Genomic DNA, 25,634 nt, shown 5'->3' with positions numbered 1-25,634 from the left:
ATGGAGGGGTGAACGCACCCGCGTTGTGGGCAGCCAGGGCCGGGATGGCCGAGAGCGCCGTGCGGACCAGGCACCTGCGCAGACTCTGGGCGCTGCCCGGCACCCGGCTCGCGGTCACCGACTGGCCCGCATCGTTGGGCAGGCGGCTGCAACTGGTCTGGCACTACTGGTGGCAGGCCCACCTGCTGGACTGCCTGGTGGACGCGCAGCTGCGGTCCCCGGACTACGACCGGGTCCGTGAGATCAAGCGGCTGATCGGCACTATCCGGCTGCGCAACGGCCTGCGCTGGACCAACCGGTACTACGACGACTGCGCCTGGCTCGCGTTGGCGTTGTGGCGTGCCGGTGAGGAACTCGGCGTGCACCGCACCGAGGCCGTGGACGTGCTGGCCGCGCGGCTGCGCTCGGGCTGGACCGATCACGGCGGCGGCGGGATCTGGTGGCGCACCAAGGACGATCTCAAGGGCGTGCCGAGCAGCGGACCGGCCGCGATCCTGTTCACCAGGCTGGCCGCGGGCGGCGGGGACCGGGCGGACCTGCAACGCGCTCTGTCCACTGTGGACTGGATCGAGGAGTGGCTCGTCGACCCGGACACCGGGCTGGTGCTCGACGGCATGCGGGTCAACCCGGACGGTGAGGTGCGCGAGGTCGTCGACTGGGTCTTCACCTACAACCAGGGCACCTTCATCGGGGCCTGCGCCGAGTTGGCGGCCCTCACCGGCTCGCGGGTGTGGGCGCAGGTCGCGCGGCGCACCGTGCTGGCCGTGTGCGAGCACATGACCGGCAAGCGCGGGGTGCTGCCCGGCAGTGGCGGCGGGGACGGCGGGCTGTTCCCCGGCATCGGCGCGCGCTACCTGGCCAGGGCCGCGGTGCTGTTGGAGGACAAGGACGCCGCGCAGGTGGTGTACCTGTCCGCGGAGGCGGCGTGGCGCAACCGCGTGAGCGCCCCGGGCGGGCCGCTGTTCTGCTCGGAGTGGACCGAGCACGCCGTGGTGGGCCAGGAGCGGGACCTGTCGGTGCAGCTGTCGGCGTGGATGCTGTTCGAGGCCGCGGCCATGCTGGAGCGCGAGGGAGTGCACCCCCACTCGTCAAGCTAAATGAAAACCGTTATCATTACTGTATGATTCCGGTGACGGTGCTGTCCGGCTGGCTCGGCAGCGGCAAGACGACCCTGCTCAACCACGTGCTCGCCAACCGCGCCGGGCGGCGGGTCGCGGTGATCGTGAACGACATGAGCGAGATCAACGTGGACGCCGCGCTGGTGCTCGGCCGCACCCCGGAACGGCTGGTCGAGCTGACCAACGGCTGCATCTGCTGCACCCTGCGCGCCGACCTGCTCGACAGCATCGCCGAACTGGCCGAGGGTGGGCGGTTCGACAGCATCCTGGTCGAGTCCACCGGCATCTCCGAGCCGATGCCCGTGGCGGCCACGTTCTCCTGGGAGTTCGCCGACGGCCGCGGCCTGTCCGAGGTGGCCGCGCTGGACACGATGGTCACCGTGGTCGACGCCAGCACCTTTCTGTCCACTGTGGATGATCCGGAAACCTTGGCGGACAAGGGCATCGGCGTGGACGAGACCGATGAGCGCGGGATCTCCGACCTGCTGGTGGACCAGGTCGAGTTCGCCGACGTGCTGGTGCTGAACAAGACCGACCTGGTCGGCGCCGAGCAGGTGCACAAGGTGGAGTCCGTGCTGCGCCAGCTCAACCCGACGGCCCGCCTGGTCCGCAGCAGCTTCGGCCAAGTGCCGCTGGAGGAGGTGCTGGACACCGGCAGGTACGACCCCGAGGCCGCGGCACAGGCCCCTGGCTGGGCGCGTGAGCTGGCGGGCACGCACACGCCCGAGACCGAGGAGTACGGGATCCGCAGCGTCGTGTACCGCGCGCGGCGGCCGTTCCACCCGCGCAGGCTCGCCGAGGCACTGGCCCGTGACTGGCCAGGTCTGTTGCGCAGCAAGGGCTTCTGCTGGCTGGCGAGCCGCCCCGAACTGGCCGGGCTGTGGTCCCAGGCCGGGCCGAACCTGCGGCTGGAGCCCGTCGCCCGGTGGGCGGAGTTCGAGGGCCCGCGCGGCCAGGAGATCGCGTTCATCGGTGTCGGCCTGGACCCGATGGAGCCCTACCTGCGGCTGGACAACGCCCTGCTCAACGACGTGGAACTGGCCGCGGGCCCCGACTCGTGGCTAGACCTGCCCGACCCCCTGCCGACCTGGCCGCCCCTGCACACCCACTGAGCCTGCAACACACCGTACGGGAACGTCCGACACGCGCTACGCGAAGCGCCGACACGCGCTGCACCCCGCGTGTCGGCGCTTCTGGTACCGCGTGTTCGCGCTTCCGGTACGCCGTGTTGCGGGTTCAGGGACAGCCGCAGGACTGCCGGTGCATGAGCTTGGCGGGCAGCCGCATGGTCTGCGGCTCGCGGTCCGGGTCCTTGATCCGCTCCAGCAGGAGCCGCACCGCGGTCCGCCCGATGTCGGCGATCGGCTGCGCCATGGTGGTCAGCGGCGGGTCGACCAGATCGGCCCACTCGACCTCGTCGTAGGCGACCACGGCCAGGTCGCGGCCGATCTTCAGCCCGCGCCTGCGCGCCGCGTGCAGCACGCCGACCAGCATGTTGTTGTTCGCGGCGACCACGGCGGTCGGCGGTGAGGGCAGGTCGAGCAGGTGCTCGAGCGCGACGGCGCCGAGCTCGGTGGTCGACTCCCCGGAGGCCACCAGCTCGGCGTCCCAGGGCAGTCCGGCGCGCCCCAGGCCGAGCCGGTACCCCAGCGCGCGCTCGGACGAGGTGGTCAGGCCGCTGGCCCCGCTGACCAGGCCGATCCTGCGGTGCCCCAGTTCGCCCAGGTGCTGCACCAGCGCCGAGGTCGCCTGCACGTTCTCCGGGCCGACCTGGTCGATGGGCTGGTTGCCGGGCAGGCGGTCCACCAGCACGGTGGGGATGTTGAGCCGCCGCAGCTCGGGCAGCACGGTGGCCGCCGCACCGGGCGAGGGGGTCAGCAGCAGGCCGTCCACGCGGCGGGCGCGCAGCATGCGGACCGAGTACTCCTCGGTGTCCGCCTCGTCGTGGGTGTCCACCAGCAGCAGCGTGTAGCCAGCGGCGGAGGCCTCACTTTCGATGGCCTGCATCAGCTCGGCGAAATACGGGTTGGCCACCAGGGAGATCGCCACGCCCAGCGAGCGGGTGCCGCCGGTCACCAGCGAGCGGGCGATCGCGTCCCCGGTGTAGCCGGTCTTCGCGACGGCGTCGAGCACCCGCTCCTTGGTGCTCGCCGCGACGGCTCTGGTGCCGTTGACCACGTGAGACACCGTCGTGATCGACACGCCCGCGAGTTGCGCGACGTCCTTCATGGTGACCATGGCAGCATCCCCAGCGATACTTCTTGATCGAGTCAGTTGCAAGCGTTTGCGCAAACGCTTGCCGGGGACCTTACCCGGATTTACGGTCCCCGCAACCAGCAACGCCGCTGATCAGGAGGCAAACGATGGGACGACGAGGTCCTCTCGGTCGCCGGGTGGGGGTCTGCCTCGCCGTGGCGGTCGTCGGGGCGGTGGGCCTCACGGGCTGCACCGAGCAACGCTACTGGGGCGGCGCCTCGGTCGCGGGCAACGGGGCCAAGGCCAGGATCGGCCTGGTCACCAAGACCGACACCAACCCGTACTTCGTCGCGCTCCGCGAGTCCGCCAGAGCCGAGGCCGCCGCGCTCGGCGCCGAGTTCTCCGCGCTGGCCGGCCGGTTCGACGGGGACAACGACGGCCAGGTCACCGCGATCGAGAACCTGGTGCAGCGCGGGGTGAACACCATCCTGATCACGCCGAACAGCGCGACCGGTGTGCTCGGCGCGATCAAACAGGCCAGGGACAAGGGCATCATGGTGATCGCGCTGGACAGCGAGACCGACCCGGCCAGTGCGGTGGACGCCACCTTCGCCACCGACAACACCGCGGCGGGCCGTCAGGAGGGCGCCTACGTCAAGGCCGCGCTCGCGGGCAAGGCGCCGCAACTGATCATGCTGGACGGCACGGCAGGGTCCACTGTGGACACGCAGCGGCACACTGGTTTCCTCCAGGGAATCGGGCTGACCAACGACTCCCCGGCCGTGCTGGGCCACCAGTCGGTCAACGGGGACCAGAACCTCGCCCAGCAGGGCATGGAGAACCTGTTGCAGCGTGCGGGAAACGTGAACGCGGTCTACACGCTCAACGAGCCGACCGCGCGCGGGGCCTTCGCGGCGTTGCAGGCCAGGGGCCTGACCGCGCAGGCGGTGATCGGGTCCATCGACGGTGGCTGCCAGGGCGTGCAGGACGTCAAGGACGGCAAGTACGCCGCCACCGTCATGCAGTTCCCGGCGAAGATGGCCAAGCTCGCCGTGGACGCCGCCGCCGAGTACGCCAAGAGCGGCACCAAACCGAAGGGCTTCCAGGACACCGGCTCGATGGTGATCACCGACCGGCCGGTGCAGGGCGTGCGGTCCCAGGACACCGCGTGGGGCCTGCAGAACTGTTGGGGGAAGTGAGATGACTCTGAACCTGCGTGCCCCCGCCGTCGGGCCGACCATCGCGCTGGTGGTCGCCGTGGTGGTCTTCTCGGTGACCACCAGCACCTTCCTCGAACTGGACAACCTGTCCCTGGTGGTCGAGCAGTCCCTCGTGGTCGGCACGATGGCGCTGGGCCAGACGCTGATCATCCTCACCGCGGGCATCGACCTGGCCAACGCCGCGAACACCGTGCTGGCCACCCTGCTGATGGCCAAGCTGGTGGTCGGCGGCGCCCCGTCCTGGCTCGCGCTGCTGGCCGGGCTCGCGGTCGCCGCGTTCATCGGCGGGGTCACCGGCGGGCTGGTGACCCGGGTCAAGCTGCCCCCGTTCATCGTCACGCTCGGCCTGCTGACGATCCTCACCGCCGTCAGCCGGATCTACACCGGGCAGAGCGTGCCGGTGACAGACCCGCTGCTGTCCTGGCTGGGCACCCGCCGCTACCTGTTCGGCGGCATCGAGGTCACCTACGGCATGACCGTGGCCGTGATCATGTACGTGGTGCTCTGGTACGCGCTGACCCGCACCTCCTGGGGCAAGCACGTCTACGCCGTGGGCAACGAACCCGAGGCCGCCCGCCTGTCCGGCATCAACGTGCGGCGCACCGTGCTCAGCGTGTACCTGATCGCCGGGCTGATCTACGGGATCGCCGCCTGGCAGGCGCTGGGCCGGGTGCCCAACGCGGACCCGAACGCCTACCAGACCGGCAACCTGGACTCGATCACCGCCGTGGTGCTGGGCGGCACCAGCCTGTTCGGCGGCCGGGGCAGCGTGCTCGGCACACTGGTCGGCGCGCTGATCGTCACCGTGCTCCGCTCCGGGTTGACCCAGGCGGGCATCGACGACCTGTACCAGAACGTGGCGACCGGCGTGCTGGTGATCGCCGCCGTGGCGCTGGACCGGTTCTCCCGGGGGAGGCAGCGGTGAACGAGCCGATTCTGCAGGCACGTGGCCTGGTCAAGCGGTACGGCAAGGTCACCGCGATCGACGGTGCCGACTTCGACCTACTGCCCGGCGAGGTGCTCGCCGTGGTCGGTGACAACGGTGCGGGCAAGTCCAGCCTGATCAAGGCTTTGTCCGGCGCGGTGGTCCCGGACGAGGGCGAGATCCGGGTGGACGGCCAGCCCGTGCACTTCCGCGGGCCGCTGGACGCGCGGCGGGCCGGGATCGAGACCGTCTACCAGGACCTGGCGCTGGCTCCCGCGCAGGACATCGCCTCGAACCTGTTCCTGGGCAGGGAGAAGCGGCTGCCGGGGTGGCGCGGGTCCGTGCTGCGGGCGCTGGACGCGAAGGCGATGCGCGCGCAGGCCCAGCAGGTGCTGGACGAGCTGGGCATCAACATCAAGTCGATCCTGCAGCCGGTGGAGACCCTGTCCGGCGGTCAGCGCCAGGCCGTGGCCGTGGCCAGGGCCGCCGCGTTCGGCACCAAGGTCGTGATCATGGATGAGCCGACGGCCGCGCTCGGTGTCGCCGAGTCGGCCAAGGTGCTCGAACTGATCGCGAAGATCCGTGATCGAGGCCTGCCGGTGGTGCTGATCAGCCACAACATGCCGCACGTGTTCGAGATCGCCGACCGGGTGCACGTGCACCGGCTCGGCCGTCGCGCCGCCGTGGTGAAACCCGCTGACAGCACCATGAACGAGGTGGTCGGCCTGCTCACCGGAGCCCTGCGCATGGGCGAGGACGGGGTTGTCGAGGAGGTCCGGCACGCCGTGACCACCGGGCTCGGCGAGCACCGGAAGTCCGCCGAGTGAGCAGGATCCTGCTCGCCGGACTGTCCACTGTGGACGTCGTGCAGCGCGTTGTCGAGCTGCCCGTGCCCGGTCGCAAGGTGCAGTCCAACTCCGTCGCGTTGGTCGCCGGTGGTCCGGCGGCCAACGCGGCGGTGGCCGTGGCCGCACTCGGCGGGCAGGCGGCGCTGGCCACCGTGCTGGGCGCGCACCCGTTGGCACTGCTCGCTTTGCGAGACCTGGAGCAGCACGGGGTCAGCGTGATCGACCTGATGCCGGACCGCGTCGAGCCGCCGACCGTCAGTGCGGTCGTGGTCCGCGAGGACGACGGCGAGCGGACTGTTGTGTCGCGCAACGCCGTCGGCACAACAATTACCGTGCCGACCGACTTGCCTGCGGCCGACGCCGTACTCGTGGACGGCCACCACCCCGTGCTGGCCCTGCGTGCGGCCAACACGGCGGTACCGGTGGTATTGGACGCGGGCAGCTACAAGCCGGTGCACGACGAACTCCTGCCGCTGGTCGACGTGTGCGCGTGCTCGGCGACCTATCCCTTGTCCGCCAAGGACTTGCACGGCCGGGGTGTGCCGGTGGTGATCCGCACGCACGGCGCGGGCCCGGTCACGTGGTCGTGCGACGGGGTCTCGGGCGAGGTGTGGCCCGAGCCGGTGGCGGCGAAGGACACGTCGGGGGCCGGTGATGTGTGGCACGGCGCGCTGACCTGGGCGATCGGCCGACTGGGGCGGGTTCCCGGGGCAGCGGAACTGCCCGCGTTGATCGGACTTGCCAATCGGGTCGCGGCCGTCAAGGTGCGGCACGAGGGGCCCAGGGCCTGGGTGGACGAGGTACGAGGGGAACAGTGGTGAGCTTCGAGGAGTTGGTGGCCAGGGCGTCCGCGCTGGCGGTCGACGGGGAACGGCACCTGCTCGGGATCTGCGGTGCGCCGGGCGCTGGCAAGTCGACCCTGGCCGCGAATTTGGTGGAAGCCTTGGCAGGCAAGGCGGTTCTGGTCGGCATGGATGGCTTTCACTTGGCGCAGAAGCAGTTGGAGCGCCTGGGACGCGCCGAGCGCAAGGGGGCACCTGACACGTTCGACGTCGCCGGGTACGTGGACCTGTTGCGGCGCCTGCGGTCCCATGGGCCGGACACGGTGTACGCCCCGGAGTTCCGACGTGAGATCGAGGAACCGATCGCCTGCGCCGTGCCGGTCGACCCCGCCGTGCCGCTGGTCGTGACGGAGGGCAACTACCTGCTGCTGGCCGACCACCCGTGGTGCGAGGTGCGCCGGGTGCTGGACGAGGTGTGGTTCCTCAGGCCGGAGGAGGCGCTGCGGGTGGACCGGCTCATCGCCCGGCACCGCTCGTTCGGGCGGACCCCCGAGCAGGCCCGTGCCCGCGCGCTCGGCTCCGACCAGGCCAACGCCGAGCTGATCGCCGCCACCGCCCACCGCGCCGACCTGGTGATCCCCGCCTAGTAGTACCGAACAAATCCCCCGCCACTCCCTGGGGGGCGACCCCGAGTCCAGTCTACCGCCCACCCCCGACACCTGATCTTGCCGAAGATCCACATGTGGACAACTCGCCGCCTGTGTACAACTCGGATCAGCGCTGGTCGTAGTGGGTGCGGGCGGAGTCGATGGCGGCCATGTTGGCCTCCGCCCACTCCCGCACGACATTCAGCGGGGCGACCAGGGAGCGGCCCAGTTCGGTGAGCGAGTAGTGCACCGCCGGCGGCACGCTGGGCTCGACGCGGCGGGCGACCAGCCCGTCCCGCTCCAGGCCGTGCAGGGTCTGCGCGAGCATCTTCTGCGAGATGCCGCGGGCGGCCCGGCGGAGCTCGGCGAAGCGCAGCTCGCCCGCGGACTCGGCGAGCAGCTTGACGATCATCGACACCCACTTGGTGCCGATCCGGTCCAGCAGCCTGCGCGTCGGGCAGGCCGGGTCGAGCAGGTCACCCCTGGTCACCTGGAACTCACCTCCGCACGGCGAAGTGCCTCCTTGGCAGGCCCTTCGCTGGTTTCTACCGTGGACCGGGTTACCAATGGTGACCAGCAAAGGAGTGGGCGTGGAACACCGCCAGGTCCAGGTGAACGGCACAGAACTGCACGTGGTCCTCGCCGGGGACGGCCCACCCGTGGTGCTGCTGCACGGTTGGCCGCACACGTGGTTCCTGTGGCGCGAGGTCATCGCGGGGCTGGCCCCGGCGCACCGGGTGATCGCGCCGGACCTGCGCGGGGTCGGCGGCAGCGCGCGAGCGGCCGGTGGGTACGACCTGCACACCCTGTCCGGAGACGTGATCGGGCTGCTCGACGTGCTCGGCGAGGAGCAGGCCGCGGTCGTGGGCATCGACGCGGGCGCCCCGGTGGCGTGGATGTCCGCGATGCGGCACGGCGCGCGGGTGAGCAGACTGGTGGTCATGGAGGCGCTGATCGGCGAGCTGCCAGGGGCGGAGGAGTTCGGGCGCCCGTGGTGGTTCGGGTTCCACGGCGTGCCGGGCTTGGCCGAGACCGTGCTGGAGGGCCGCGAACAGCCCTACCTGGACTGGTTCCTGCGCGGGATCGGGGATCGCGCGCGGCACGAGTTCGTGGCCGCGTACACCGGGCGGGAGGCGCTGCGCTGCGGGTTCGAGTACTACCGCGCGATGCCGCGCAACGCGGAGCAGGTGGCCGCCGCGGCTCGGCGGCGGTTGACCACGCCGACCCTGGCCATCGCGGGCGGAGCGGTGGGCACCGCCCTGCACGGCCAACTGCTGCCGATCGCCGACGACCTCCGCTGCGTGGTCGTGCCCGACTGCGGCCACCTCATCCCGGAGGAGCAGCCCGAGGCCCTGCTCGGGCACCTGCTGCCGTTCCTCAGCACAGACGAGGAAGGATGCCAGACGTGATCACCGAACTGCTCCGCTCCGCGCGGACCATCGCCGTCGTCGGACTGTCCACCCAGCCCTGGAAGGCCGCGCACTCGGTGCCCGCGGCGATGCAGGCTGCCGGGTTCCGGATCATCCCGGTGCACCCCAGCGCCGAGCAGATCCTGGGCGAGAAGGCGTACCGCAGCCTGCTGGACGTGCCGGACAAGATCGACATCGTGGACGTGTTCCGGCCCGAACAGGAAGCGCCGGAGATCGCCGAGCAGGCGGTGCGGGTCGGGGCGGGCGCGGTGTGGCTGCAACTCGGGCTGCGCAGCGAGCGCGCGCGGGAGATCGCCGAGGCCGGTGGCCTGGCCTACGTGGAGGACCACTGCATCGCGGTGGAGCGCGCGAGCAGGCGCATCACTCTCACCTGACTCTCATCGCGGGCGGACACGGTGGTCCGCATGGTGTCGACAACGAAGTGCTGTGCGGTGGCGGCGGGCGTGCTGCTCGCGGGCACCCTGCTGCCGGGATCCGCGCTGGCAGAGACAGATCAGGTGGTGCTGCCCATCGCGGGCGGCACGGCGACGATCAAGCCGTCCTCGCTGGAGGTCACGGCCCGCACCGCTGACGGCGGGCAGCTCGTGCTGTCCGCGCCCGCGGTCGCTGAGCTGGGCCCTGTGCGGAAAACAGGGCGGGCCAGCTGGAGCTACCCTGAGCGCGGCTGGCAGGTCACGGCGTCCACAGTGGACGGACGCTTGCTGGTGAGCGTGCGGTCCGCGAAGGACGGGCGGATCACCTGGCCGGTGAGCGGGACCGACCCGGCGGCCACCTCGCTGCAGATCCCCAACGGCGAGGGCCTGTCCGTGCCCGTGGACGACCCGTGGTGGGCGAGGATGCTGGGCGGCGAGGACGCGCAGGTGCAGAACACGCGCATGCCGTTCTGGGGCTACACGGTCGGCGGGCGCGGGATCAGCTACATCGCGGCCAGCGGCAACGACACGGACCTGGTGGCCAAGTCCAGCAACGGCAGGCTGCACACCGAGACCCGGCACCAGTTCGGGCAGGGCAGCGCCGAGCACACGATCAGCTTCGCGCTGACCGACGCCTCGCCGGTGGCCTCCGCCAAGGACTACCGGCGTTGGCTGATCACCCACGGCGGGCTGCCCACCCTGCACGACAAGGCAGCGGCCAACCCGGACGTGCGCAGGCTCTACGGCGCCTTCCACGCCTACACCTGGGACAAGGCGAACACCCCGCAGTACGTGCGGAAACTGCGCGAGCTGGGCATCGGGCGCATGTGGCTGGGTGAGGACTCGACCAGGTACAGCGAACAAACCGTTGCCGCGGCGAAGAACGCCGGTTACCTGATAGGGCCGTACGTGTCCTTCGACAACGCGCAGGACCCGGCCACCGCGGACAACGAGGGCTCCAAGTGGCCGGACGAGCTGTACCCCAAGGGCTGTGTGATCGACGCGGACGGCAAGCCGCACACCGGGTTCGGCGGCCGGGGCTGCTACCTCAGCTCGGAGGCGCTGGCCAGGGCCGAGCCGAGCAGGCACTACCTCGCGAACAGGCTGCGCGAGGCCACCGCGAACGGCTCCAACAGCGTGTTCCTGGACGTGGACGCGACCAGCGAACTGTTCACCGACCACAGCCCCGACCACCCGATGACCAAGGAGAAGGACCAGGCCAACCGTCTCGCGCGCATGAAGCAGGCGGCGAACCAGGCCGTGGTGGGCTCCGAGGACGGTGCCGCGTGGGCGAACTCGGCGATCACCTTCGCGCACGGCTCGGCGACACCGATCCCGAGCACCTGGTGGAAGTTCGAGCGGGACAAGCGGAACTGGGGCGCCTGGGCCCCGCAGAACTCGCCCGCGTCCTTCTTCAAGCCGGTGGAACTGCCCGCGGACCTGGCCAAGTTCATGTTCGACCCGAAGTGCCGGGTGCCCCTGTACGACACGGTGCTGCACGGCTCGGTGATCAGCCTGGACCGCTGGGAGATCTCCTACCCGAAGCTGCCGGACCAGCAGAAGGTCCGCGCCGGGCTCGCGATGCTCTACAACACCCCGTTGAACTACGTGCTCAACGGCGCCGAGACCGAGCAACAGGACAAGGACATGGCCCGGTTGCAGGCCTTCTTCCAGCCGCTGCACGAGGCCGCCGCCGAACAGCCGATGACCGAGTTCCGCTGGCTCAGCGCCGACCACAGCGTGCAGCAGACCAGGTTCGGCGACGTGCTGACGGTGACGGTGGACTTCGCCCGCAACCACGTGCAGGCGAACCTGCGCGGCGAGGTCAGTGCCCTGGACCTGTGACCAGCGAGGTCTCCTCCACCGGCTTCTTCTTGTCCTGCCGGTAGCGGACCACACCGACCGCGGTGGTCACCACCACGATCGTCACGGCCACCACCAGCAGCCCGGTCTTCAGCCACGGAACCTGGTCGAACAGGGCGGTGCCGAAGTAACCGGCGAGCACGAACACGGCCACCCAGGTCGCTGTGCTCAGCACGGAGGCGAACAGGAACTTGGTCGGGCTCATCTTGGCGGCGCCGGCGATGGTCGGCACCACGGTCCGTACCCAGGGGATCATCCTGGCCACGGTCACCGCCCAGAAGCCCCAGCCGTCCAGCAGTTTCTGCGCCCGGTCGAGGTTGTGCTGGTTGAGCACCTTGCCGTCCCGGCGCGCGACGAACTTGCTGCCGGTCTTGCGCGCGAAGTAGTACCCGGCCTGCCCGCCCGCGATGCCGGAGAGCACGGCCAGCCCGCAGAACAGCCAGGCCTGGCCGACCTGGTGCTGCTGGGCGAACACCACGCCCGCGGTGAACAACAGGGAATCACCCGGGAACAGCAGGCCGATCAGGAACCCGCACTCCACGAAGATGCAGACGAGGACGAGCACCGTCAGCACCGCTGGGCCGACGGACTCCCATGACCCGATGGCCATCACCTGCGACTGCAACACCGCCACACCATAAACGCACCGAGCGGCGGTTGTCCCGCCCTTGGGGGCGGGACAACCGCCGCTCGGCCCGAACTCAGGACTCCGGGTGTGCCAACTCCACGTCGTGCACGGCCTCTTCGCCCGCCCGCACGCGCAGTGCCCCGGCCACCGGCGGGTAGCCGCTGGCGATCACCGTGTAGTCGCCCTCGGCAAGGTCGCCGAAGCTGTACTCCCCGGACTCGCCGGTGGTCGCCGCGGCCACCACCTGGCCCTCCGCGTCGAGCAGGGTCACCCGGGCATCGGCCACCGGCCGGTCACCCGCGGTGCGCGCCACCCCGTGCAGAGTGGCCCCGCCGACCAGCTCCACGTCCCGCGTGGTCAGGCCGGTGTCGCCGACGGTGAGCGGGATCGCGGTCGGCCGGTGGTTGGCCGCGCTGACCACCAGCGTGTACTCGCCCGCAACCAGGTCGCCGAACCGGTAGCCGCCCGCCGGGTCGGTGCCCCGTGAGCCGACCACCTCGCCGCGCACGTCGGCCAGGGTGACCGTGGCCCCGGCCACCGGGCCGCCGCCCAGCACGGTGACGACACCGGCCAGGCCGCTGGTGCCGGTCAGCACCACGTCGAAGTCCACCGGGGCCCCGTTGACCACCACCGTGGAGGCCTGCGGCTGGTGCGAGCCCGCCGAGGCGATCAGCACGTACGTGCCGTTGGCCGGTGCGGTGACCCCGTAGCCGCCGTCGTGCCCGGTGACCGCCCTGCCGACCTGCTTGCCGCCCAGGTCGATCACGGTCAGCGCGGCGGAGGGCACCGGGCTGCCGTCGGGCCGCCGCACGAACCCGCGCAGTGGCGTGCCGTCCTGGGCCGTGCTGTCCAGCGCGCCCTCCGCGTGCAACTCGGGCTCGTTCAGCGCGTGCCGACCGACCTCGGCGGTGGGCTCGGCGTCCACGATGGCCAGCGGTTCCGGAGCGGTGGCCGCCATGGCCTCCTCGGCGGCCTTGGCCTGCAGACCGGACTGCATGCGCAGCGGGACCTCGCGGGTGACCAGCGTCAGCACGAAGGCCACCGCGGCCACGATCGCCGCACCGATGAACACGATGTGCATCGCGTTGGTGAAGCCCTCCTGGAAGGGCTGCGCCAGGGTCGGGTTGAGCTTCTGGATGAAGGAGGAGTCCTGCAGGGCTCCGCCCGCGTCCCCGCTGGCCCCGCCCTTGAGCATGGCGAACACCGGGGCGTTGTTCGGGTCCTTGACCACACTCGGGTCGTGGATCGCGGCCTGGAACGCCTGGGTGGGCACGACGCTGGTGAACGCGTCCTTGATCTTCTCGCCCACGTTGCTGAACAGCATGGACAGGAAGACCGCCGTGCCCAGGGTGCCGCCCATGGAACGGAAGAACGTGGCCGAGGCGGTGGCCACCCCCATGTCGCGCGGGGGCACGGCGTTCTGCGTGGCCAGGGTCAGCGTCTGCATGCACAGGCCGAGCCCGATGCCGAACACCGCCATGTAGATGTCGGCCTCCCACAGCGGGCTGTCGTACTCCAGCTGAAGGAACAGCAGGGAACCCGCGGCGATCAGCATCGTGCCGACGATCGGGAACAGCTTGTACCGGCCGGTCCGCGAGGTGATCAGGCCGGAACCCATCGAGGAGAGCATCATGGCCAGCACGAAGGGCAGCATCAGCAGGCCGGACTGGGTGGGCGTGTTGCCCTTCACGATCTGCAGGTACTGGGGGATCATCGCGATCCCGCCGAACATCGCCATGCCGACCACCAGGCCGGTCAGTGAGGTCAGGCTGAACACCGAGCTGCGGAACAGCCGCAGCGGGATGAGCGCGTCGTCCTTGGCGAAGTGCTCGGCGACCACGAAGGCGATCAGGCCGATCGCGCCGACCACGTAGCACAGCCAGGCCTTGTCGGAGGTCCAGCCCCACTCGCGGCCCTGCTCGGCCACGATCAGCAGCGGCACGATGCCGATGGTGATCGTCATGGCGCCCAGCCAGTCGATGCGGGCCTTGCGCGCGGTGTGCGGGATGTTCAGCACGGCCGCGACGACCAGGAAGGCGAGCACGCCGATCGGCACGTTCACCAGGAAGACCCAGCGCCAGCCGTCGATGCCCAGGATGCTGGACTGGCCGGCCAGCGCGCCGCCGATGACCGGGCCGAGCACGCTGGAGGTGCCGAACACGGCCAGGAACATGCCCTGGTACTTGGCGCGCTCACGCGGCGGCACGATGTCACCGATGATCGCCAGCGCCAGGGACATCAGGCCGCCGGCGCCCAGGCCCTGGAAGGCACGGAACGCGGCCAGCTCGTACATGGAGCTGGCGAAGGTGCAGGCCAGCGAGCCGACAACGAAGATCGAGATCGCGGCCAGGTAGAACGGCTTGCGACCGTAGATGTCCGACAGCTTGCCGTACAGCGGGGTCGCGATGGTGGAGGTGATCAGGTAGGCGGTGGTCGCCCACGCCTGCTGGTCCAGGCCGTGCAGCTGGTCGGCGATGGTCCGGATCGCGGTGGAGACGATCGTCTGGTCCAGCGCGGCGAGGAACATGCCCAGCATCAGGCCGGAGAGAATGGTCAGGATCTGTCGGTGCGACAGGGTTCCGGGGACGTGCTCCGCCTTCGTGGTGGGCGCCGCCTCCCGGACGGCCGTGCGTGTCATCGTGTTGCCTCTCGCTGCTCGGCGATCGCAGTTGCCAACTGCGGTTGGTACTTCTCGATGTCGGAGTTGAACTCGTCGAGCAGTTCGACGAGCAGCTTCCGACGTGGGGTGGGCCAGTTCGCGAGCAGCACGTCGATGTGCCGGGTGCGTTCGGTCCGTGCGGCCTGGAAGGTCCGCACCCCCTCCTCGGTGGCGACCAGGAGCGTGGCCCGGCCGTCCAGGGGATCCGCCTGACGGGTGACCAGTCCTGCGCGGACCAGCCCGGCGATCTGCCTGCTGATGGTGGAGGGATCGGAGTGGACGGCCTCGGCGAGCGTGCCCGCCCGCTGCGGTCCGTCGATCACCAGCCGTGCCAGGAGCACGTAGCTGGCCTTCTCCACACCGTTGGTGTTGTGGGAGAAGTGGGCGTGGGCTCGTTCGAGCAGCCGGAGGAACCTCACGAGCTGTTGACCGAGCTGGTCGGCGTTGTCCAGCCGTTCGGCTTGCACGGTGTCCACCCGCCACCTCCTCGCTCGAATCGATGGTTGCGTCAACCAATCAGTTGGATAGTACAAGCATCTGCTTGGAGAGGGTAAGGGGCAAGTCGAACCGCTGTGAGTTGAACCACTCGACCGGGTGGTTACGGTGAGTCCATGACCGGCAACGAGGCACTGGTTCAGGTTCTCCGGAACGCCCTGGGCAAGGACGGTGTGCGCACCGATCCGGATGTCACGGCCAGTTACAGCCGCGACATGATGCCGCTGGCCCCGGTCGGCCGGCCGCTGGCCGTGGTGTTCCCCGCCGACACCGAGCAGGTGCGGGCCGTGGTGCGCGCCTGCGCCGCCGCCGGGGTGCCGATCGTGCCGCGCGGTGCGGGCAGCGGGCTGTCCGGTGCCGCCAACGCCATCGACGGCTGCGTCGTGCTGGTCACCACGCGGATGAACGAGATCCTGGAGATCGACCCGGACAACCGGCTCGCCGTGGTCGAGCCCGGGGTGGTCAACCTGGACCTGCGCGGGGCCGTGGAGAAGCACGGGCTGTTCTATCCGCCCGACCCGTCCAGCTACGACTGGTGCACCATCGGCGGCAACCTGTCCACCAACGCCGGTGGCCTGTGCTGCGTCAAGTACGGGGTCACCACCGACTCGGTGCTGGGGCTGGAGGTCGTGCTCGCCGACGGCTCACTGCTCAAGACCGGCCGCCGCACCGTGAAGGGCGTCGCGGGCTACGACCTGACCAAGCTGTTCGTCGGCAGCGAGGGCACCCTCGGCGTGATCACCAAGGCCGTGCTCGCGCTGCGCCCGCTGCCGCAGGCGCCCGCCACCCTGGTCGCCGCGTTCGGCAACACCGCCGACGCGGGCACGGCCGTCACCAGGATCGTGCGCGAGGGCGTCGTGCCCTCGCTGATGGAGATCATGGACTCGGTGTCGATCAAGGCCGTGGAGCAGCACCTGCGCACCGAGGTCGGCCCGCCCGGCTGCGAGGCCCTGCTGCTGTGCCAGTCCGACAGCGGTGGCGAGGCCGCGCGCCGCGAACTGGAGGCGATCGAGCAGGCGTGCAAGGCCTCCGGCGCCGACATGACCTACGTGACCGAGGACCTCGCCGAGGGGCAGATGCTGCTCACCGCGCGCCGCGCCGTGCTGACCGCGCTGGAGGTCTACGGCGCCTGGCTGACCGACGACGTGTGCGTGCCGCGCACCGCGATCACCGACCTGATCGCGGGCTGCGCCGAGATCGGGGCGCGCCGCCAGGTGAAGATCGCCGTCTGCGGGCACGCCGGGGACGGCAACATGCACCCGACCCTGGTGTACGACCCCAACTCCGCCGAGGAGTTCGAGCGCGCCAGGATCGCCTTCGACGAGATCCTGGAACTGGGCCTGTCACTGGGCGGCACCGTCACGGGGGAACACGGGGTCGGCAAGATCAAGCGCGAGTGGCTGGCCAGGGAGATCGGCCCGGTCGGCCTGGCCGTGCACCGCTCGATCAAGGCGGCGCTGGACCCCGGCAACCTGTTCAACCCGGGCTCGATGTTCGGCGTGGCGTGAATCTCCTACTGACATCCCCCACCGCTCCCTGGGGGGCGACCCCGTCTCAAGCCTACCCGCCCCAGCGCCCGGTTGATCTTGCTGGAGATCGGGATGTGCACAACTCGCCGCCTGTGCACAACTCGCCGCCGCCGCGCGCGAGCGGGCGTGTTGTGCCAGGTCAGCGGGTGTCAAGCCCCAGGTAGGACGAGCACCCGGCCGCGGGTCGCGCGCTCCACGGCCTGGTGGGCGGCGACGATCTCGCCCAGGGGGTGCGCGGCGGCCACCCGGAAGCCCAGCGCACCCTCGCGCAGCGCCTGGGCCAGGTCCCGCACGGCCTGCCGCTCGGCATCGACGGGGAAGTCGTCGCTGCCGAGCAGGCGGATCGTGGCATTGACGAACAGCAGCGGCCAGAACGGCACGGTCGGTTCGGGACTGGTCGAGGCGTACGCGGCGATGACCCCACCGTTGGCGAGCAACTCGGCGCTCAACGCGATGTTGGCGTCGAAGGCCACCTCGACGATCCGGTCCACCGGGCCGAGTGCGCGCAGCTCGCCCTCGTAACCATCCACAGTGGTCACAACGACCTCGTCGATTCCCTTGGTGCGCAGCATGTCGGCGTCGGAAGCTGATCGAACGGTGGCGATGACCCGCGCGCCGCCCCACAGCGCGAGCTGTGCGGCGGTGAGCCCGACGGTGCCCGCGGCGCCCGTCACGAGCACCGACCTGCCGCTCACCGGTCCGTCCGCGAACACGGCGCGATGCGCCGTCATGCCGGGGATACCGAGGCACGCCCCCTGCTCGAACGAGACCTCATCAGGCAGGGGGATCGCCAACTTCTCAGGCAGCACAACGTATTCCGCCGCCGTGCCGAACGCGCGGTAGCTCTGCGCGTGGTAGCACCACACCCGCTCGCCGACCCGCGAGGCGGCCACGCCCTCGCCAACGACGTCGATCACGCCCGCCCCGTCGCTGTGCGGGATCACCAGCGGGTGGGACATGCCGAAACCCAGCCAGTCGGCGCGCTTCTTGACGTCGCCCACGTTGATGCCCGACGCGGCCACCCGGATCCGCACCTCGCCGGGCCCCGGCTCGGGGGTGGGCAGTTCGCCGAGCACCAGCACCTCGTCCGCAGCACCGGCCTTCTCGTACCACGCAGCTCGCATGTGTCCACAGTAGGCAGTCGCGCCGCTCAGCCGGTGCGACGCGCTGCCGCCCTGATCGCACTATCTTCGGGTACGGCCAGTGCCGCCCTGCGCCGCTCGGTGATCCACACATTCACGGTGCGGCCGGTCAGCCCGTGCACCGGCTACACCGGCAGCCGGAAACCGGCTTGGCGCAACACCTTCAGCGCGTACTCAGCCATGTCGGGACGCTCCTCGCGCGGGGGGAACACCAGTTTGTAGACCACCGCGCCGACGATCATGTTCAGCACCACCTCCGGATCGGAGTCGGCGGGCAGCAGTCCCTCGCGCACGGCTCGCGCCACCATGCGCAGGCCACCGCGCCGCCGGGGTTCGCCCGAACTCGCCCAGAACGCCCGCATCAGCTCGGGGTGGGTGAACGAGGACCCGATCAGCTGGGCCAGCATCGGGGCCAACCCGTTGTCCGCGGCCTCGGCCATCGTGCCGCCCAGCCGCCCGACCAGCTCCGGCCATGGCAGCGTGTCGTACTCCTCCTCGCTCAGATCGGGAGCGTTGCGCGCGAACTCGATGGCGTGCGCGAGCAGTTCCTCCTTCGAGGACCAGCGCCGGTACACGGTCAGCCGCGCCACGCCTGCGCGCTTGGCGACCTGCTCGATGCTGGTCCCCTCGACACCGCGCTCGGCGAACAGTTCGAGCGCGGCGCGCAGGATCGCGGCGTCGGCATCGGGGTCCCTGGGCCGCCCCGCGCGGGGGGCCGAGGTCAACTCCGCATCAGCATGTTGTCCAGCCACGCGTCCAGCCTCGCTGCTGACCGGTGCTCCCGCCAAGCCAGGTGGGCGTCCGGCCGCACCAGCAGCGTGTCGGGCTGGTCCCCGTGCAGCACGACCAGGTCCGCGCCGAGCCGGTCCACCCGCGGGGTCGGGCGGCCCTTGCCGACCACCAGCGCCCAACGCCCGGCCAGCTCGGCGTGCAGCGAGGTCAGCGAGCCGTCCGCCCTGGCGCAGCACATGCTGGGCACCCGGTCGCCGAGCCGGGGCCCCGCGCCGAACCGGGTCCTCGGCGCCAGCGGGCCGCCCCGGTAGGTCAGGTCCAGCTGGGACGCCTGCCGAACGATCCGGTTCTGCACGGCGGGCAGATTCATCAGCGGCAGCACGGCGTGATCGCGCAGCAGCCTGCGCACCGGGTCGGTGGCGAGCAGCAGTTCGGTGGCCGCGGTCGTGGTGGACAGCACGCCCTCGGCCACCGGCCTGCGCTCCGCCTGGTAGGTGTCCAGCAGGGACTCGCCCGCCAGCCCGCGCTGCACCAGGGACAGCTTCCAGCCCAGGTTCTCCGCGTCGCCCATGCCCGTGTTCATGCCCTGGCCGCCGAACGGGCTGTGGATGTGCGCCGCGTCCCCGGCCAGCAGCACCCGGCCTCGCCGGTACGTGCTGGCGAGCCTGCGCTGGATGCGGAACGTGGAGGTCCACTCGGCCCGGTCCAGCCGCACCCCGGTCAGCCCGGTGCGCACCGGCAGCACCCGCTGCAACTCGGCGAGCACGTCGGTGACCTCCTCGCTGCCCGGCAGGTCGGCCATCAGCCGCCACAGGTGCTCGCCGGGCAGCGCGAAGGCCGCGAACACGCCGTCCCGGTGCAGCCAGGTGGTCGCGCCGTCGTGCGCATGGCCCAGGTCGACGCGCACATCGGCGAGCAGGAACCGCTCGATCACCGGTACACCGGGGAACTCGATCCCGGCCAGCTTGCGCACCCTGCTGTGCGCCCCGTCGCAGCCGACCAGCCAGTCGGCCTGAACGGCCTCCGCCCCGTTCACGGTCACCCGCACCTGTTCGGCGTCCTGTTCGGCGTCGGTCACGGCGAGGCCCCACTCCACCTTGCCGCCCAGCTCGGACAGCCTGCGCCGCAGCGCGGCCTCGATCTCCGCCTGCGAGATGATCACGCCGCGGCCGCCCGCCGCGCCGACCCGCATCTCGCTGATCTGGCGCCCGCCGAGGTGCACCCGCACCCGGGCGACCGGCAGCCCGCGCTCCAGCAGGTCGCCCAGGGCGCCGAGCCGGGTGAGGATCTCCACCCCGCGTGCTTGCAGGCCCAGGGCCCGAGAGGTGCGTGCGGGCTCCGGGGCCGCGTCCAGCACGCGGACCTCGACCCCGCGCTGGAGCAGTGCGCAGGCCAGGACCAGGCCGGTGGGTCCTGCCCCCGCGACGAGTACCGCCATGACGTCCCCCTATTTGTAAACAGTAGTGTTCTGTATACAAATTGGAGCACGAAAAACCGCCCCTGTCGAGACAGTCCAGGGGCGGTCCTCCGGCGCGCTGCTCAGCGCACGGGGTCGATCCTCTGCGTGGTCTCCAGCGCGGAGGCCTCGCGCTCCTTGCGCTCACGGCGGGCCTTCATCACCTCGAACACGATCGGGATGACCGACAGCACCGGGATGGCGACCAGGAAGACTTCCAGGTTGTCGTGCACGAACTGGATCTGGCCCAGGAAGTAGCCCGCGGTGGGCACGATGACCGCCCACAGCACGCCGCCGATGAAGGAGTACGTGAAGAACTTCTTCTGGTCCATCTTGCCGACACCGGCGATGGCGGTGATGAAGGTGCGCACGATCGGCACGAACCGGGCCAGGATGATCGCCCGCGCCCCGTACTTGTCGAAGAACTCGTGCGTGCGCTCCACGTGCTGGCGCTTGAAGATCTTGGAGTCCGGCTTGTCGAACAGCTTGGGACCGATGGCCCTGCCGATCCAGTAGCCGGTGACGTTGCCGACCACGGCGCAGACCGAGAGGATCAGGCAGGCCAGCCACAGCGGCATGTCGATCACCCCGCGCGCGATCAGCAGACCGCCGGTGAACAGCAGCGTGTCACCGGGGATCAGGAAGCCGATCAGGATGCCGCAGTCGGCGAAGATCAGCAGCGCGAGCCCGAGGAACACGTACGGGCCCAGGCCGGACAGGATCGTGTCGGCGTTGAGCCAACCCGGCAGCGCGACAGTGGTCGTGGTGGCGGCAAGCGCGGTCGTCACGATTCATCACGGTACAGGGGTTTCCTGAGTGCCCCCGACGGGCGTCGAACCGTCCGATGTTGCCTGGTGACGGTGTGTGACGCAAGCCGAAAGCGCTGCGTGGTCAGAGCATCGTGATGACCGCGGCCACGGCCCCGGCGGCGAGCCCCAGCACCACCGCCAGCAACAGGATCAGCCAGGTGCTCAGCCGTGTGCGCGGGGCCTGCTTCGGCGGCTGCACCTGGGCGGGCTCGGGTTCGGCGACCGGCTCGGGCACCGGTTCGTTCGCCTCGCTGCCGGACAGCAGGCCGTAGCCCTGACCGAGCAGGTTGTGCACCGGGGAGAACCGCTCCGTCTCGATGTGGTGGGTCTTCTCGATCCGGATGGTGGCCAGCTCGCCGGTCGTCGGCCCCTCGGAGATGGCCCGCAGCATCATCTCCTCGGTGAGTCCGGTGCTGCTGTCGCGCGCGGGCTGCTGCACGGCAGCGGCTTGACCCGCAGCCTTCTCGTCGGCGGCCGTCCCCGCCGCTGTTCCGGGAACGGACTTGCCAGCGGCTTGGTCGGTGACGGCCTCGGTCGGGGAGGCTGCCGGTTCAGCGGCGGCGCTCTCGGCGGCCGGCTGGCCCGTGGCTGCGGAGCTGGTGGTCACCCCCTGACCTGTGCCGACCCCGTTCGCGGCTTGCTTGCCAGCGGCCGGTCCGACTGCGGCCTGCTCCCCGGCAGCGGCCTTCGCGGCGCCTGCTTCCGCAGCTGCCTGGTCCGCGGCCTTGCCAGGGCTGGCCTCAGGGGTGGCCTGCTTGCCGGTGGCCTCGTGTGCGGCCTGCTCCTCGGCTGCCTGGTTCGCGCTCTTCTCGGTGGCGGCCTTGTCCGCGGCCTGCCCGCCAGCGGTCTTCCCGGCAGCGGCCTTGTTCGCGGCCTGTCCGCCAGCGGTCTTCCCGATGGCAGCCTCATCCGTGGCCTGCCCGCCAGCGGCCTGCGCGTCGACTGCCTGCGCGTCGGTCTTCCCGGCGGCCGTCGCCGAGCTGGCCTGCTCGGCTGCGGAGTCGGCGGGTGCCTGCCCTTGGGCGGCGGCCACCACCGGTGCGGGTGCGGGCTCGGCCTGAGGCGGCTGTGACTGCAGCACCTTCGGCAGCGGCGGCATGGTCACCGCGGCGCTGACCGCCTGTGCACGCAGGGCCTCGGCCAGCAGCCGCTCCGGATCCTCGGACTTGCTCACCCGGTCGACGCTAGCCGATCCCGGTCCGCCACGAGCAGCGGCTTCACCTCCCCCGTCCGAGTTCGCCCACGAACGCGAGCGCGCGCTGGAACAGCAGCTCGGCCGACTCCTCGTGGTACTCCTCCGGCAGCGTCGGATCGGTGAACAGGTGACCGTTCACCGGGTAGGAGAAGTACTCGTAGCCCGCGCCCGAGGCACGCACGTCGGCGGCCATCGCGTCCACCCACTCCTGGCGGCGCCACGGGTCGCCCTCGCCGTAGTGCACCTGCACGGGCACCGAGGCGGGCCAACTGGGCAGTCGCATCATCGCCAGCGGCAGCGAGGAGTGCAGCATCAGCGCGCCCAGTGCACCAGGTCTGGTCGCGGCGAGGTGGGCTGCCGAGGCGCCGCCGTTGGAGAAGCCCGCGTAGACCAGGTCCTCGGGTAAATCCGCGACCGACTCCTCGGTGCGTCTGAGCAGGCCCTCCACACCCAGCTGCTCGAACTTGCGCTCGGCGAGCCGGTAGTCCTCGAAGACCGCGCCCTCGTAGAGGTCCGGGGTGTGCACGGTGTGCCCGGCCGTGCGGAAGCGGTCGGCCGCCGCCAGCACGCCGGGGCGGAGTCCGAGGATCGAGTGGAACAGCACGATGTCAGCCATGGACCCTGTCTAACAGGGACCACCGACAAGTCCGTGAGCTCAGCAGGCGCGCAGCACGCCGAGCAGCCGGGCGACCTCGGTGGCGACCGCGTCACGGCCCGGAGCCAGGTACTTGCGGGTGTCCACGACGGACGGGTTCTCGCTCAGGTAGGCGCGCACCGCCGCGGTGAACGCCTTGTTCAGGTGCGTGGCAATGTTGATCTTCGTCATGCCCGCGTCCACGGCCTTGGTGAGGTCCTCGTCGGGCACCCCGGAGGAGCCGTGCAGCACCAGCGGCACGCTGACCCGCGCGCGCAGCCTGCCGATCAGCTCGAAGTCCAGGGCGGCGTCCCGGGTCAGCATCGCGTGCGAACTGCCCACGGCCACGGCCAGCGCGTCCACCCCGGTCGCGGCGACGAACTCCTGCGCCTGGTCCGGATCCGTCCGCGCGCCGGGCGCGTGCACCCCGTCCTTGCCGCCGACCTCACCGAGCTCGGCCTCCACGTGCACCCCCGCGTCGTGGCAGCGGAGCACGACCTCCCTGGTGGCACGCACGTTCTCGGCGTAGTCCAGTTTGGACGCGTCGAACATGACGCTGGTGAAACCGAGCCGCACCGCCTCGCCCACCAGTTCGGGGCTCTCCGCGTGGTCCAGGTGCACGGCCACCTGCGCCGAGGATTCCCTTGCCACGGCAAGGGTTGCCAGCCCGATCGGCGCCAGCCCGCCGTGGTAGCGCACGGCGTTCTCGCTGATTTGCAGCACCACGGGGGCGCCCGCGCGCTCGGCGCCCGCGACCAGCGCCTCGGCGTGCTCCAGCTGGATCACGTTGAACGCGCCAACCCCGCGGCCCGCCGCAGCCGCCGCGTCCACGATCTGCCCGGTCGGTGTCAGTGCCACCCGGTGTCCTCCTTCTCGCCCGCGCGGTACACGTCCCGCACCTTGAATTCCTCGTCCAGCACGACAAAGTCGGCGCGCAGGCCGGGCCGGATCGCGCCGACCCGGTCGGCCAGCCCGATCAGCTCCGCGGGCCGGGTCGCGGTGGCCGCCACGGCCTCCGGCACCGACATCCCGCAGGACAGCACGAAGTTGGCGAACGCCCGGTCCATGGTCAGCGTGCTGCCAGCCAGCGAACCGCCCGCCAGGGTCGGCACCCCGTCCTGCACGGTGACCTCCAACCCGCCCAGGTCGTACACCCCGTCGCCCATGCCCGCGGCGGCCATCGCGTCGGTGATCAGCACCGTGCGCCCGGTGCCCGCGTGGTGCGCCGCCAGGCGAACGGCGGTCGGGTGCAGGTGCACCAGGTCGCAGATCAGCTCCACGGTGACCCGCTCGTCCTCGAGCAGCGCGCCGACCGGTCCCGGCTCGCGGTGGTGCAGCGGGCGCATGCCGTTGAACAGGTGGGTGGCCACGCTCGCCCCGGCCTCCACCGCGGGCACGACCTGGGCCACGGCCGCGTCGGTGTGCCCGATCGCCACGATGACCCCGTTGTCCACCAACAACCTCGTGGCCTCGACGGCGTGCTCCAGCTCGGGGGCGATGGTCACCATGCGGATCGTGCCGCGACCGGCGTCCAGCAGGGTGCGCACCGAGTCCAGGTCGGGGGCGCGCAGCACGCGGGGGTCGTGCGCCCCGCAGCGGGCCGCCGACAGGAACGGGCCCTCCAGGTGGATGCCCGCGACCGCCCCGTCCTGCACCAGCTCGGCCAGACCGGCGATCTGCCTGGCCAGTTCGGGGATCGGCCGGGACACCAGGCTGGCGATGGTGCTGGTGGTGCCGTGCCTGCGGTGCGCTGCGATGGCCTGTGCCGGGTCCTGCCCGGTGAAGGCCCGACCGCCACCGCCGTGGCAGTGCACGTCCACGAACCCGGGCACCAGCCAGGCCCCGGCCAGGTCCACGGCGGGCCCGTCGGGAGCGGGGCCGCTGCCGACCGAGTTGATCAGGTCTCCCTCGACGGCGACCCAGCCGTCCTCGACGACCCCCTGCGGGGCCACCAGCCTCGCTCCGGTCAGCATCAGCCTGGTCATCACGCCCCCACTGCGTCGATCGCCATCAGCGCGGCCCCGAGGCAGCCCGCGCCGTCGCCCAGCGCGGCCAGCCGCAGTTCCGGCATCCTCTGGAACACGATGAGCTCTTCCAGGCGCTTGCGCAGCGGGACCAGCAGCAGGTCACCGGCCAGCGCGAGCCCGCCGCCGAGCACCACCGCCTGCGGGCCGAGCAGGGTCGCGGCCACCAGGATGCCCCTGGCCAGCGCGTCCACCGCCTCGTCCCAGACCACCACCGCGTCCGGGTCACCCGCGCGCACCGCCTCGGCCACCGCGGCGGCCCGGTCCACCTGTTTGCCCGTGCGCGCCGAGTAGCGCCGCGCGATGGCCGCCGAGGAGGCCCGGGTCTCCACGCAGCCCCGCTGGCCGCAGCCGCACGGGTCGCCGTGGCCCACGTCCACGTGGCCGAGCTCCCCGCTGTAGCCGCCGCCGCTGTGCAGCCGTCCGCCCAGCACCAGTGCCGCGGCGATGCCCGTGCCGATCGGCATGATCACCGCGTCGGTCAGCCCCCGCGCGGCACCCAGCCGGTGCTCGGCCAGGCCACCGGCCCGCACGTCGTGGCCGAAGCTGACCGGCACGCCGGTGCGCTCGCCGAGCAGCATGCGGAACGGGAAGTCCCGCCAGCCGAGGTTGGCCGAGAACACGCCGAGACCGCGGTCGTCGTCGACCACGCCGGGCACCACGACACCCACCGCCTCGACCGGGTGGTCACTGGCCGCGCGCAGCTCCTCGACCAGTTCCACCACCGCGTCCACCACGGCGTGTGCGGTGGCCGGACCGTCCGAGGCGCGCGGGGTGCCACGCCTGCGCTGGGTCACGAAGGACGCCTCGGTGGGCGTGCCGGCCACCAGGGCCGCTTTCATGTCTGTGCCGCCGACGTCGACGGCCACCACGTACCTAGTGCGAGCCA

The 25,634-nt window shown here is 71.1% G+C and carries 25 protein-coding genes; 11 read left to right on the top strand and 14 right to left on the bottom strand.

Annotation, left to right across the window (positions count from 1 at the left end):
- Positions 1-8 precede the first annotated feature (8 nt).
- The gene (locus tag KALB_RS42505; RefSeq protein WP_030111373.1) at positions 9-1,097 is read left to right on the top strand and encodes a glycoside hydrolase family 76 protein; all 1,089 of its coding nucleotides are present in this window, start codon (positions 9-11) and stop codon (positions 1,095-1,097) included.
- Between the two features lie 23 nt (positions 1,098-1,120).
- Positions 1,121-2,230, top strand: coding sequence for a GTP-binding protein (locus tag KALB_RS42500; RefSeq protein ID WP_025361780.1), 1,110 nt, complete (start codon positions 1,121-1,123; stop codon positions 2,228-2,230).
- A gap of 124 nt (positions 2,231-2,354) precedes the next feature.
- On the opposite strand, the gene KALB_RS42495 is transcribed toward KALB_RS42500, so the two are convergent.
- On the bottom strand, positions 2,355-3,356 hold the full coding sequence (locus tag KALB_RS42495; RefSeq protein WP_025361779.1) for a LacI family DNA-binding transcriptional regulator: 1,002 nt from the start codon (positions 3,354-3,356) through the stop codon (positions 2,355-2,357).
- Between the two features lie 125 nt (positions 3,357-3,481).
- Here KALB_RS42495 and KALB_RS42490 point away from each other — a divergent pair, with 125 nt between their 5' ends.
- The 5 genes from KALB_RS42490 to KALB_RS42470 are packed head-to-tail and all read left to right on the top strand — an operon-like array spanning position 3,482 to position 7,736.
- Positions 3,482-4,513, top strand: coding sequence for a substrate-binding domain-containing protein (locus tag KALB_RS42490; protein ID WP_042221420.1), 1,032 nt, complete (start codon positions 3,482-3,484; stop codon positions 4,511-4,513).
- Between the two features lies 1 nt (position 4,514).
- On the top strand, positions 4,515-5,459 hold the full coding sequence (locus KALB_RS42485; protein ID WP_025361777.1) for an ABC transporter permease: 945 nt from the start codon (positions 4,515-4,517) through the stop codon (positions 5,457-5,459).
- Positions 5,456-6,286, top strand: a complete 831-nt coding sequence (locus KALB_RS42480) for an ATP-binding cassette domain-containing protein (protein ID WP_025361776.1) — start codon at positions 5,456-5,458, stop codon at positions 6,284-6,286. Before KALB_RS42485 ends, KALB_RS42480 begins: the two co-directional genes overlap by 4 nt.
- A gap of 5 nt (positions 6,287-6,291) precedes the next feature.
- On the top strand, positions 6,292-7,128 hold the full coding sequence (locus KALB_RS42475; RefSeq protein WP_025361775.1) for a PfkB family carbohydrate kinase: 837 nt from the start codon (positions 6,292-6,294) through the stop codon (positions 7,126-7,128).
- Positions 7,122-7,736, top strand: coding sequence for a nucleoside/nucleotide kinase family protein (locus KALB_RS42470; RefSeq protein ID WP_025361774.1), 615 nt, complete (start codon positions 7,122-7,124; stop codon positions 7,734-7,736). Before KALB_RS42475 ends, KALB_RS42470 begins: the two co-directional genes overlap by 7 nt.
- 127 nt (positions 7,737-7,863) lie before the next feature.
- On the opposite strand, the gene KALB_RS47360 is transcribed toward KALB_RS42470, so the two are convergent.
- Positions 7,864-8,226, bottom strand: coding sequence for a winged helix-turn-helix transcriptional regulator (locus KALB_RS47360; protein ID WP_025361773.1), 363 nt, complete (start codon positions 8,224-8,226; stop codon positions 7,864-7,866).
- Positions 8,227-8,326: 100 nt separating this feature from the next.
- Between KALB_RS47360 and KALB_RS42460 the strand changes: the two genes are divergently transcribed.
- Genes KALB_RS42460 through KALB_RS42450 form a run of 3 tightly spaced genes read left to right on the top strand, consistent with a single transcriptional unit; the run spans position 8,327 to position 11,424 of the window.
- A complete protein-coding gene (locus tag KALB_RS42460) occupies positions 8,327-9,145 on the top strand; it encodes an alpha/beta fold hydrolase (protein ID WP_025361772.1) in 819 nt (272 codons plus the stop codon).
- Complete coding sequence (locus tag KALB_RS42455; RefSeq protein ID WP_025361771.1) at positions 9,133-9,540, top strand: CoA-binding protein; 408 nt, start codon at positions 9,133-9,135, stop codon at positions 9,538-9,540. The genes KALB_RS42460 and KALB_RS42455 overlap by 13 nt, the downstream gene beginning before the upstream one ends.
- A 30-nt stretch (positions 9,541-9,570) precedes the next feature.
- Positions 9,571-11,424 (top strand): glycoside hydrolase, encoded by a 1,854-nt coding sequence (locus tag KALB_RS42450; protein ID WP_081789771.1) that lies wholly within the window; start codon positions 9,571-9,573, stop codon positions 11,422-11,424.
- Here the strand turns inward: KALB_RS42450 and KALB_RS42445 are convergent.
- The 3 genes from KALB_RS42445 to KALB_RS42435 form a co-directional block, all read right to left on the bottom strand.
- Positions 11,405-12,070 carry a DedA family protein gene (locus KALB_RS42445; protein WP_236650135.1) on the bottom strand — a complete coding sequence of 222 codons (666 nt, stop codon included), beginning with the start codon at positions 12,068-12,070 and terminating at the stop codon, positions 11,405-11,407. The two genes, KALB_RS42450 and KALB_RS42445, sit on opposite strands and share 20 nt — an antisense overlap.
- 73 nt (positions 12,071-12,143) lie before the next feature.
- Positions 12,144-14,708, bottom strand: coding sequence for an MFS transporter (locus KALB_RS42440; RefSeq protein WP_025361768.1), 2,565 nt, complete (start codon positions 14,706-14,708; stop codon positions 12,144-12,146).
- Positions 14,705-15,205 carry a MarR family winged helix-turn-helix transcriptional regulator gene (locus tag KALB_RS42435; protein WP_025361767.1) on the bottom strand — a complete coding sequence of 167 codons (501 nt, stop codon included), beginning with the start codon at positions 15,203-15,205 and terminating at the stop codon, positions 14,705-14,707. The genes KALB_RS42440 and KALB_RS42435 overlap by 4 nt, the downstream gene beginning before the upstream one ends.
- Before the next feature lie 135 nt (positions 15,206-15,340).
- Here KALB_RS42435 and KALB_RS42430 point away from each other — a divergent pair, with 135 nt between their 5' ends.
- The gene (locus KALB_RS42430) at positions 15,341-16,732 is read left to right on the top strand and encodes an FAD-binding oxidoreductase (protein WP_025361766.1); all 1,392 of its coding nucleotides are present in this window, start codon (positions 15,341-15,343) and stop codon (positions 16,730-16,732) included.
- A 170-nt stretch (positions 16,733-16,902) separates the two neighbouring features.
- Here KALB_RS42430 and KALB_RS42425 read toward each other — a convergent pair whose 3' ends face one another.
- From KALB_RS42425 to KALB_RS42385, 9 genes are all read right to left on the bottom strand, one after another.
- Complete coding sequence (locus KALB_RS42425; protein ID WP_025361765.1) at positions 16,903-17,877, bottom strand: NADPH:quinone reductase; 975 nt, start codon at positions 17,875-17,877, stop codon at positions 16,903-16,905.
- A 143-nt stretch (positions 17,878-18,020) separates the two neighbouring features.
- Positions 18,021-18,647, bottom strand: coding sequence for a TetR/AcrR family transcriptional regulator (locus KALB_RS42420; protein ID WP_158510907.1), 627 nt, complete (start codon positions 18,645-18,647; stop codon positions 18,021-18,023).
- Positions 18,617-20,065: an FAD-dependent monooxygenase gene (locus tag KALB_RS42415; RefSeq protein ID WP_025361763.1), complete on the bottom strand. Its 1,449-nt coding sequence runs from the start codon at positions 20,063-20,065 to the stop codon at positions 18,617-18,619. The genes KALB_RS42420 and KALB_RS42415 overlap by 31 nt, the downstream gene beginning before the upstream one ends.
- 101 nt (positions 20,066-20,166) lie before the next feature.
- Complete coding sequence (locus KALB_RS42410) at positions 20,167-20,871, bottom strand: DedA family protein (protein ID WP_025361762.1); 705 nt, start codon at positions 20,869-20,871, stop codon at positions 20,167-20,169.
- Positions 20,872-20,974: 103 nt separating this feature from the next.
- Positions 20,975-22,066 (bottom strand): hypothetical protein, encoded by a 1,092-nt coding sequence (locus tag KALB_RS44725; RefSeq protein WP_025361761.1) that lies wholly within the window; start codon positions 22,064-22,066, stop codon positions 20,975-20,977.
- A gap of 43 nt (positions 22,067-22,109) precedes the next feature.
- Positions 22,110-22,703 carry a dienelactone hydrolase family protein gene (locus KALB_RS42400; RefSeq protein WP_025361760.1) on the bottom strand — a complete coding sequence of 198 codons (594 nt, stop codon included), beginning with the start codon at positions 22,701-22,703 and terminating at the stop codon, positions 22,110-22,112.
- Positions 22,704-22,742: 39 nt separating this feature from the next.
- Complete coding sequence (locus KALB_RS42395) at positions 22,743-23,579, bottom strand: class II fructose-bisphosphate aldolase (RefSeq protein ID WP_025361759.1); 837 nt, start codon at positions 23,577-23,579, stop codon at positions 22,743-22,745.
- Positions 23,570-24,706: an N-acetylglucosamine-6-phosphate deacetylase gene (nagA, locus tag KALB_RS42390; RefSeq protein ID WP_025361758.1), complete on the bottom strand. Its 1,137-nt coding sequence runs from the start codon at positions 24,704-24,706 to the stop codon at positions 23,570-23,572. The genes KALB_RS42395 and nagA overlap by 10 nt, the downstream gene beginning before the upstream one ends.
- On the bottom strand, positions 24,706-25,587 hold the full coding sequence (locus KALB_RS42385; RefSeq protein WP_042223188.1) for an ROK family protein: 882 nt from the start codon (positions 25,585-25,587) through the stop codon (positions 24,706-24,708). Before KALB_RS42385 ends, nagA begins: the two co-directional genes overlap by 1 nt.
- Between the last annotated feature and the right edge of the window lie 47 nt (positions 25,588-25,634).

The organism is Kutzneria viridogrisea DSM 43870, assembly GCF_000525635.1.
GTDB classification, from domain to species: domain Bacteria; phylum Actinomycetota; class Actinomycetes; order Mycobacteriales; family Pseudonocardiaceae; genus Kutzneria; species Kutzneria viridogrisea.
Note: the sequence above shows the minus strand (reverse complement) of the source record. Positions and strands in the feature narration are given on the sequence as shown.

Excerpts from the sequence above, each read along its gene's own strand:
- KALB_RS42500 (WP_025361780.1), top strand. The coding sequence starts at position 1,121 with ATGATTCCGGTGACGGTGCTGTCCGGCTGGCTCGGCAGCGGCAAGACG.
- KALB_RS42495 (WP_025361779.1), bottom strand. The coding sequence starts at position 3,356 with ATGGTCACCATGAAGGACGTCGCGCAACTCGCGGGCGTGTCGATCACG.
- KALB_RS42490 (WP_042221420.1), top strand. The coding sequence starts at position 3,482 with ATGGGACGACGAGGTCCTCTCGGTCGCCGGGTGGGGGTCTGCCTCGCC.
- KALB_RS42485 (WP_025361777.1), top strand. The coding sequence starts at position 4,515 with ATGACTCTGAACCTGCGTGCCCCCGCCGTCGGGCCGACCATCGCGCTG.
- KALB_RS42455 (WP_025361771.1), top strand. The coding sequence starts at position 9,133 with ATGCCAGACGTGATCACCGAACTGCTCCGCTCCGCGCGGACCATCGCC.
- KALB_RS42450 (WP_081789771.1), top strand. The coding sequence starts at position 9,571 with ATGGTGTCGACAACGAAGTGCTGTGCGGTGGCGGCGGGCGTGCTGCTC.
- KALB_RS42440 (WP_025361768.1), bottom strand. The coding sequence starts at position 14,708 with ATGACACGCACGGCCGTCCGGGAGGCGGCGCCCACCACGAAGGCGGAG.
- KALB_RS42430 (WP_025361766.1), top strand. The coding sequence starts at position 15,341 with ATGACCGGCAACGAGGCACTGGTTCAGGTTCTCCGGAACGCCCTGGGC.
- KALB_RS42425 (WP_025361765.1), bottom strand. The coding sequence starts at position 17,877 with ATGCGAGCTGCGTGGTACGAGAAGGCCGGTGCTGCGGACGAGGTGCTG.
- KALB_RS42415 (WP_025361763.1), bottom strand. The coding sequence starts at position 20,065 with ATGGCGGTACTCGTCGCGGGGGCAGGACCCACCGGCCTGGTCCTGGCC.
- KALB_RS42400 (WP_025361760.1), bottom strand. The coding sequence starts at position 22,703 with ATGGCTGACATCGTGCTGTTCCACTCGATCCTCGGACTCCGCCCCGGC.
- nagA (WP_025361758.1), bottom strand. The coding sequence starts at position 24,706 with ATGACCAGGCTGATGCTGACCGGAGCGAGGCTGGTGGCCCCGCAGGGG.
- KALB_RS42385 (WP_042223188.1), bottom strand. The coding sequence starts at position 25,587 with ATGAAAGCGGCCCTGGTGGCCGGCACGCCCACCGAGGCGTCCTTCGTG.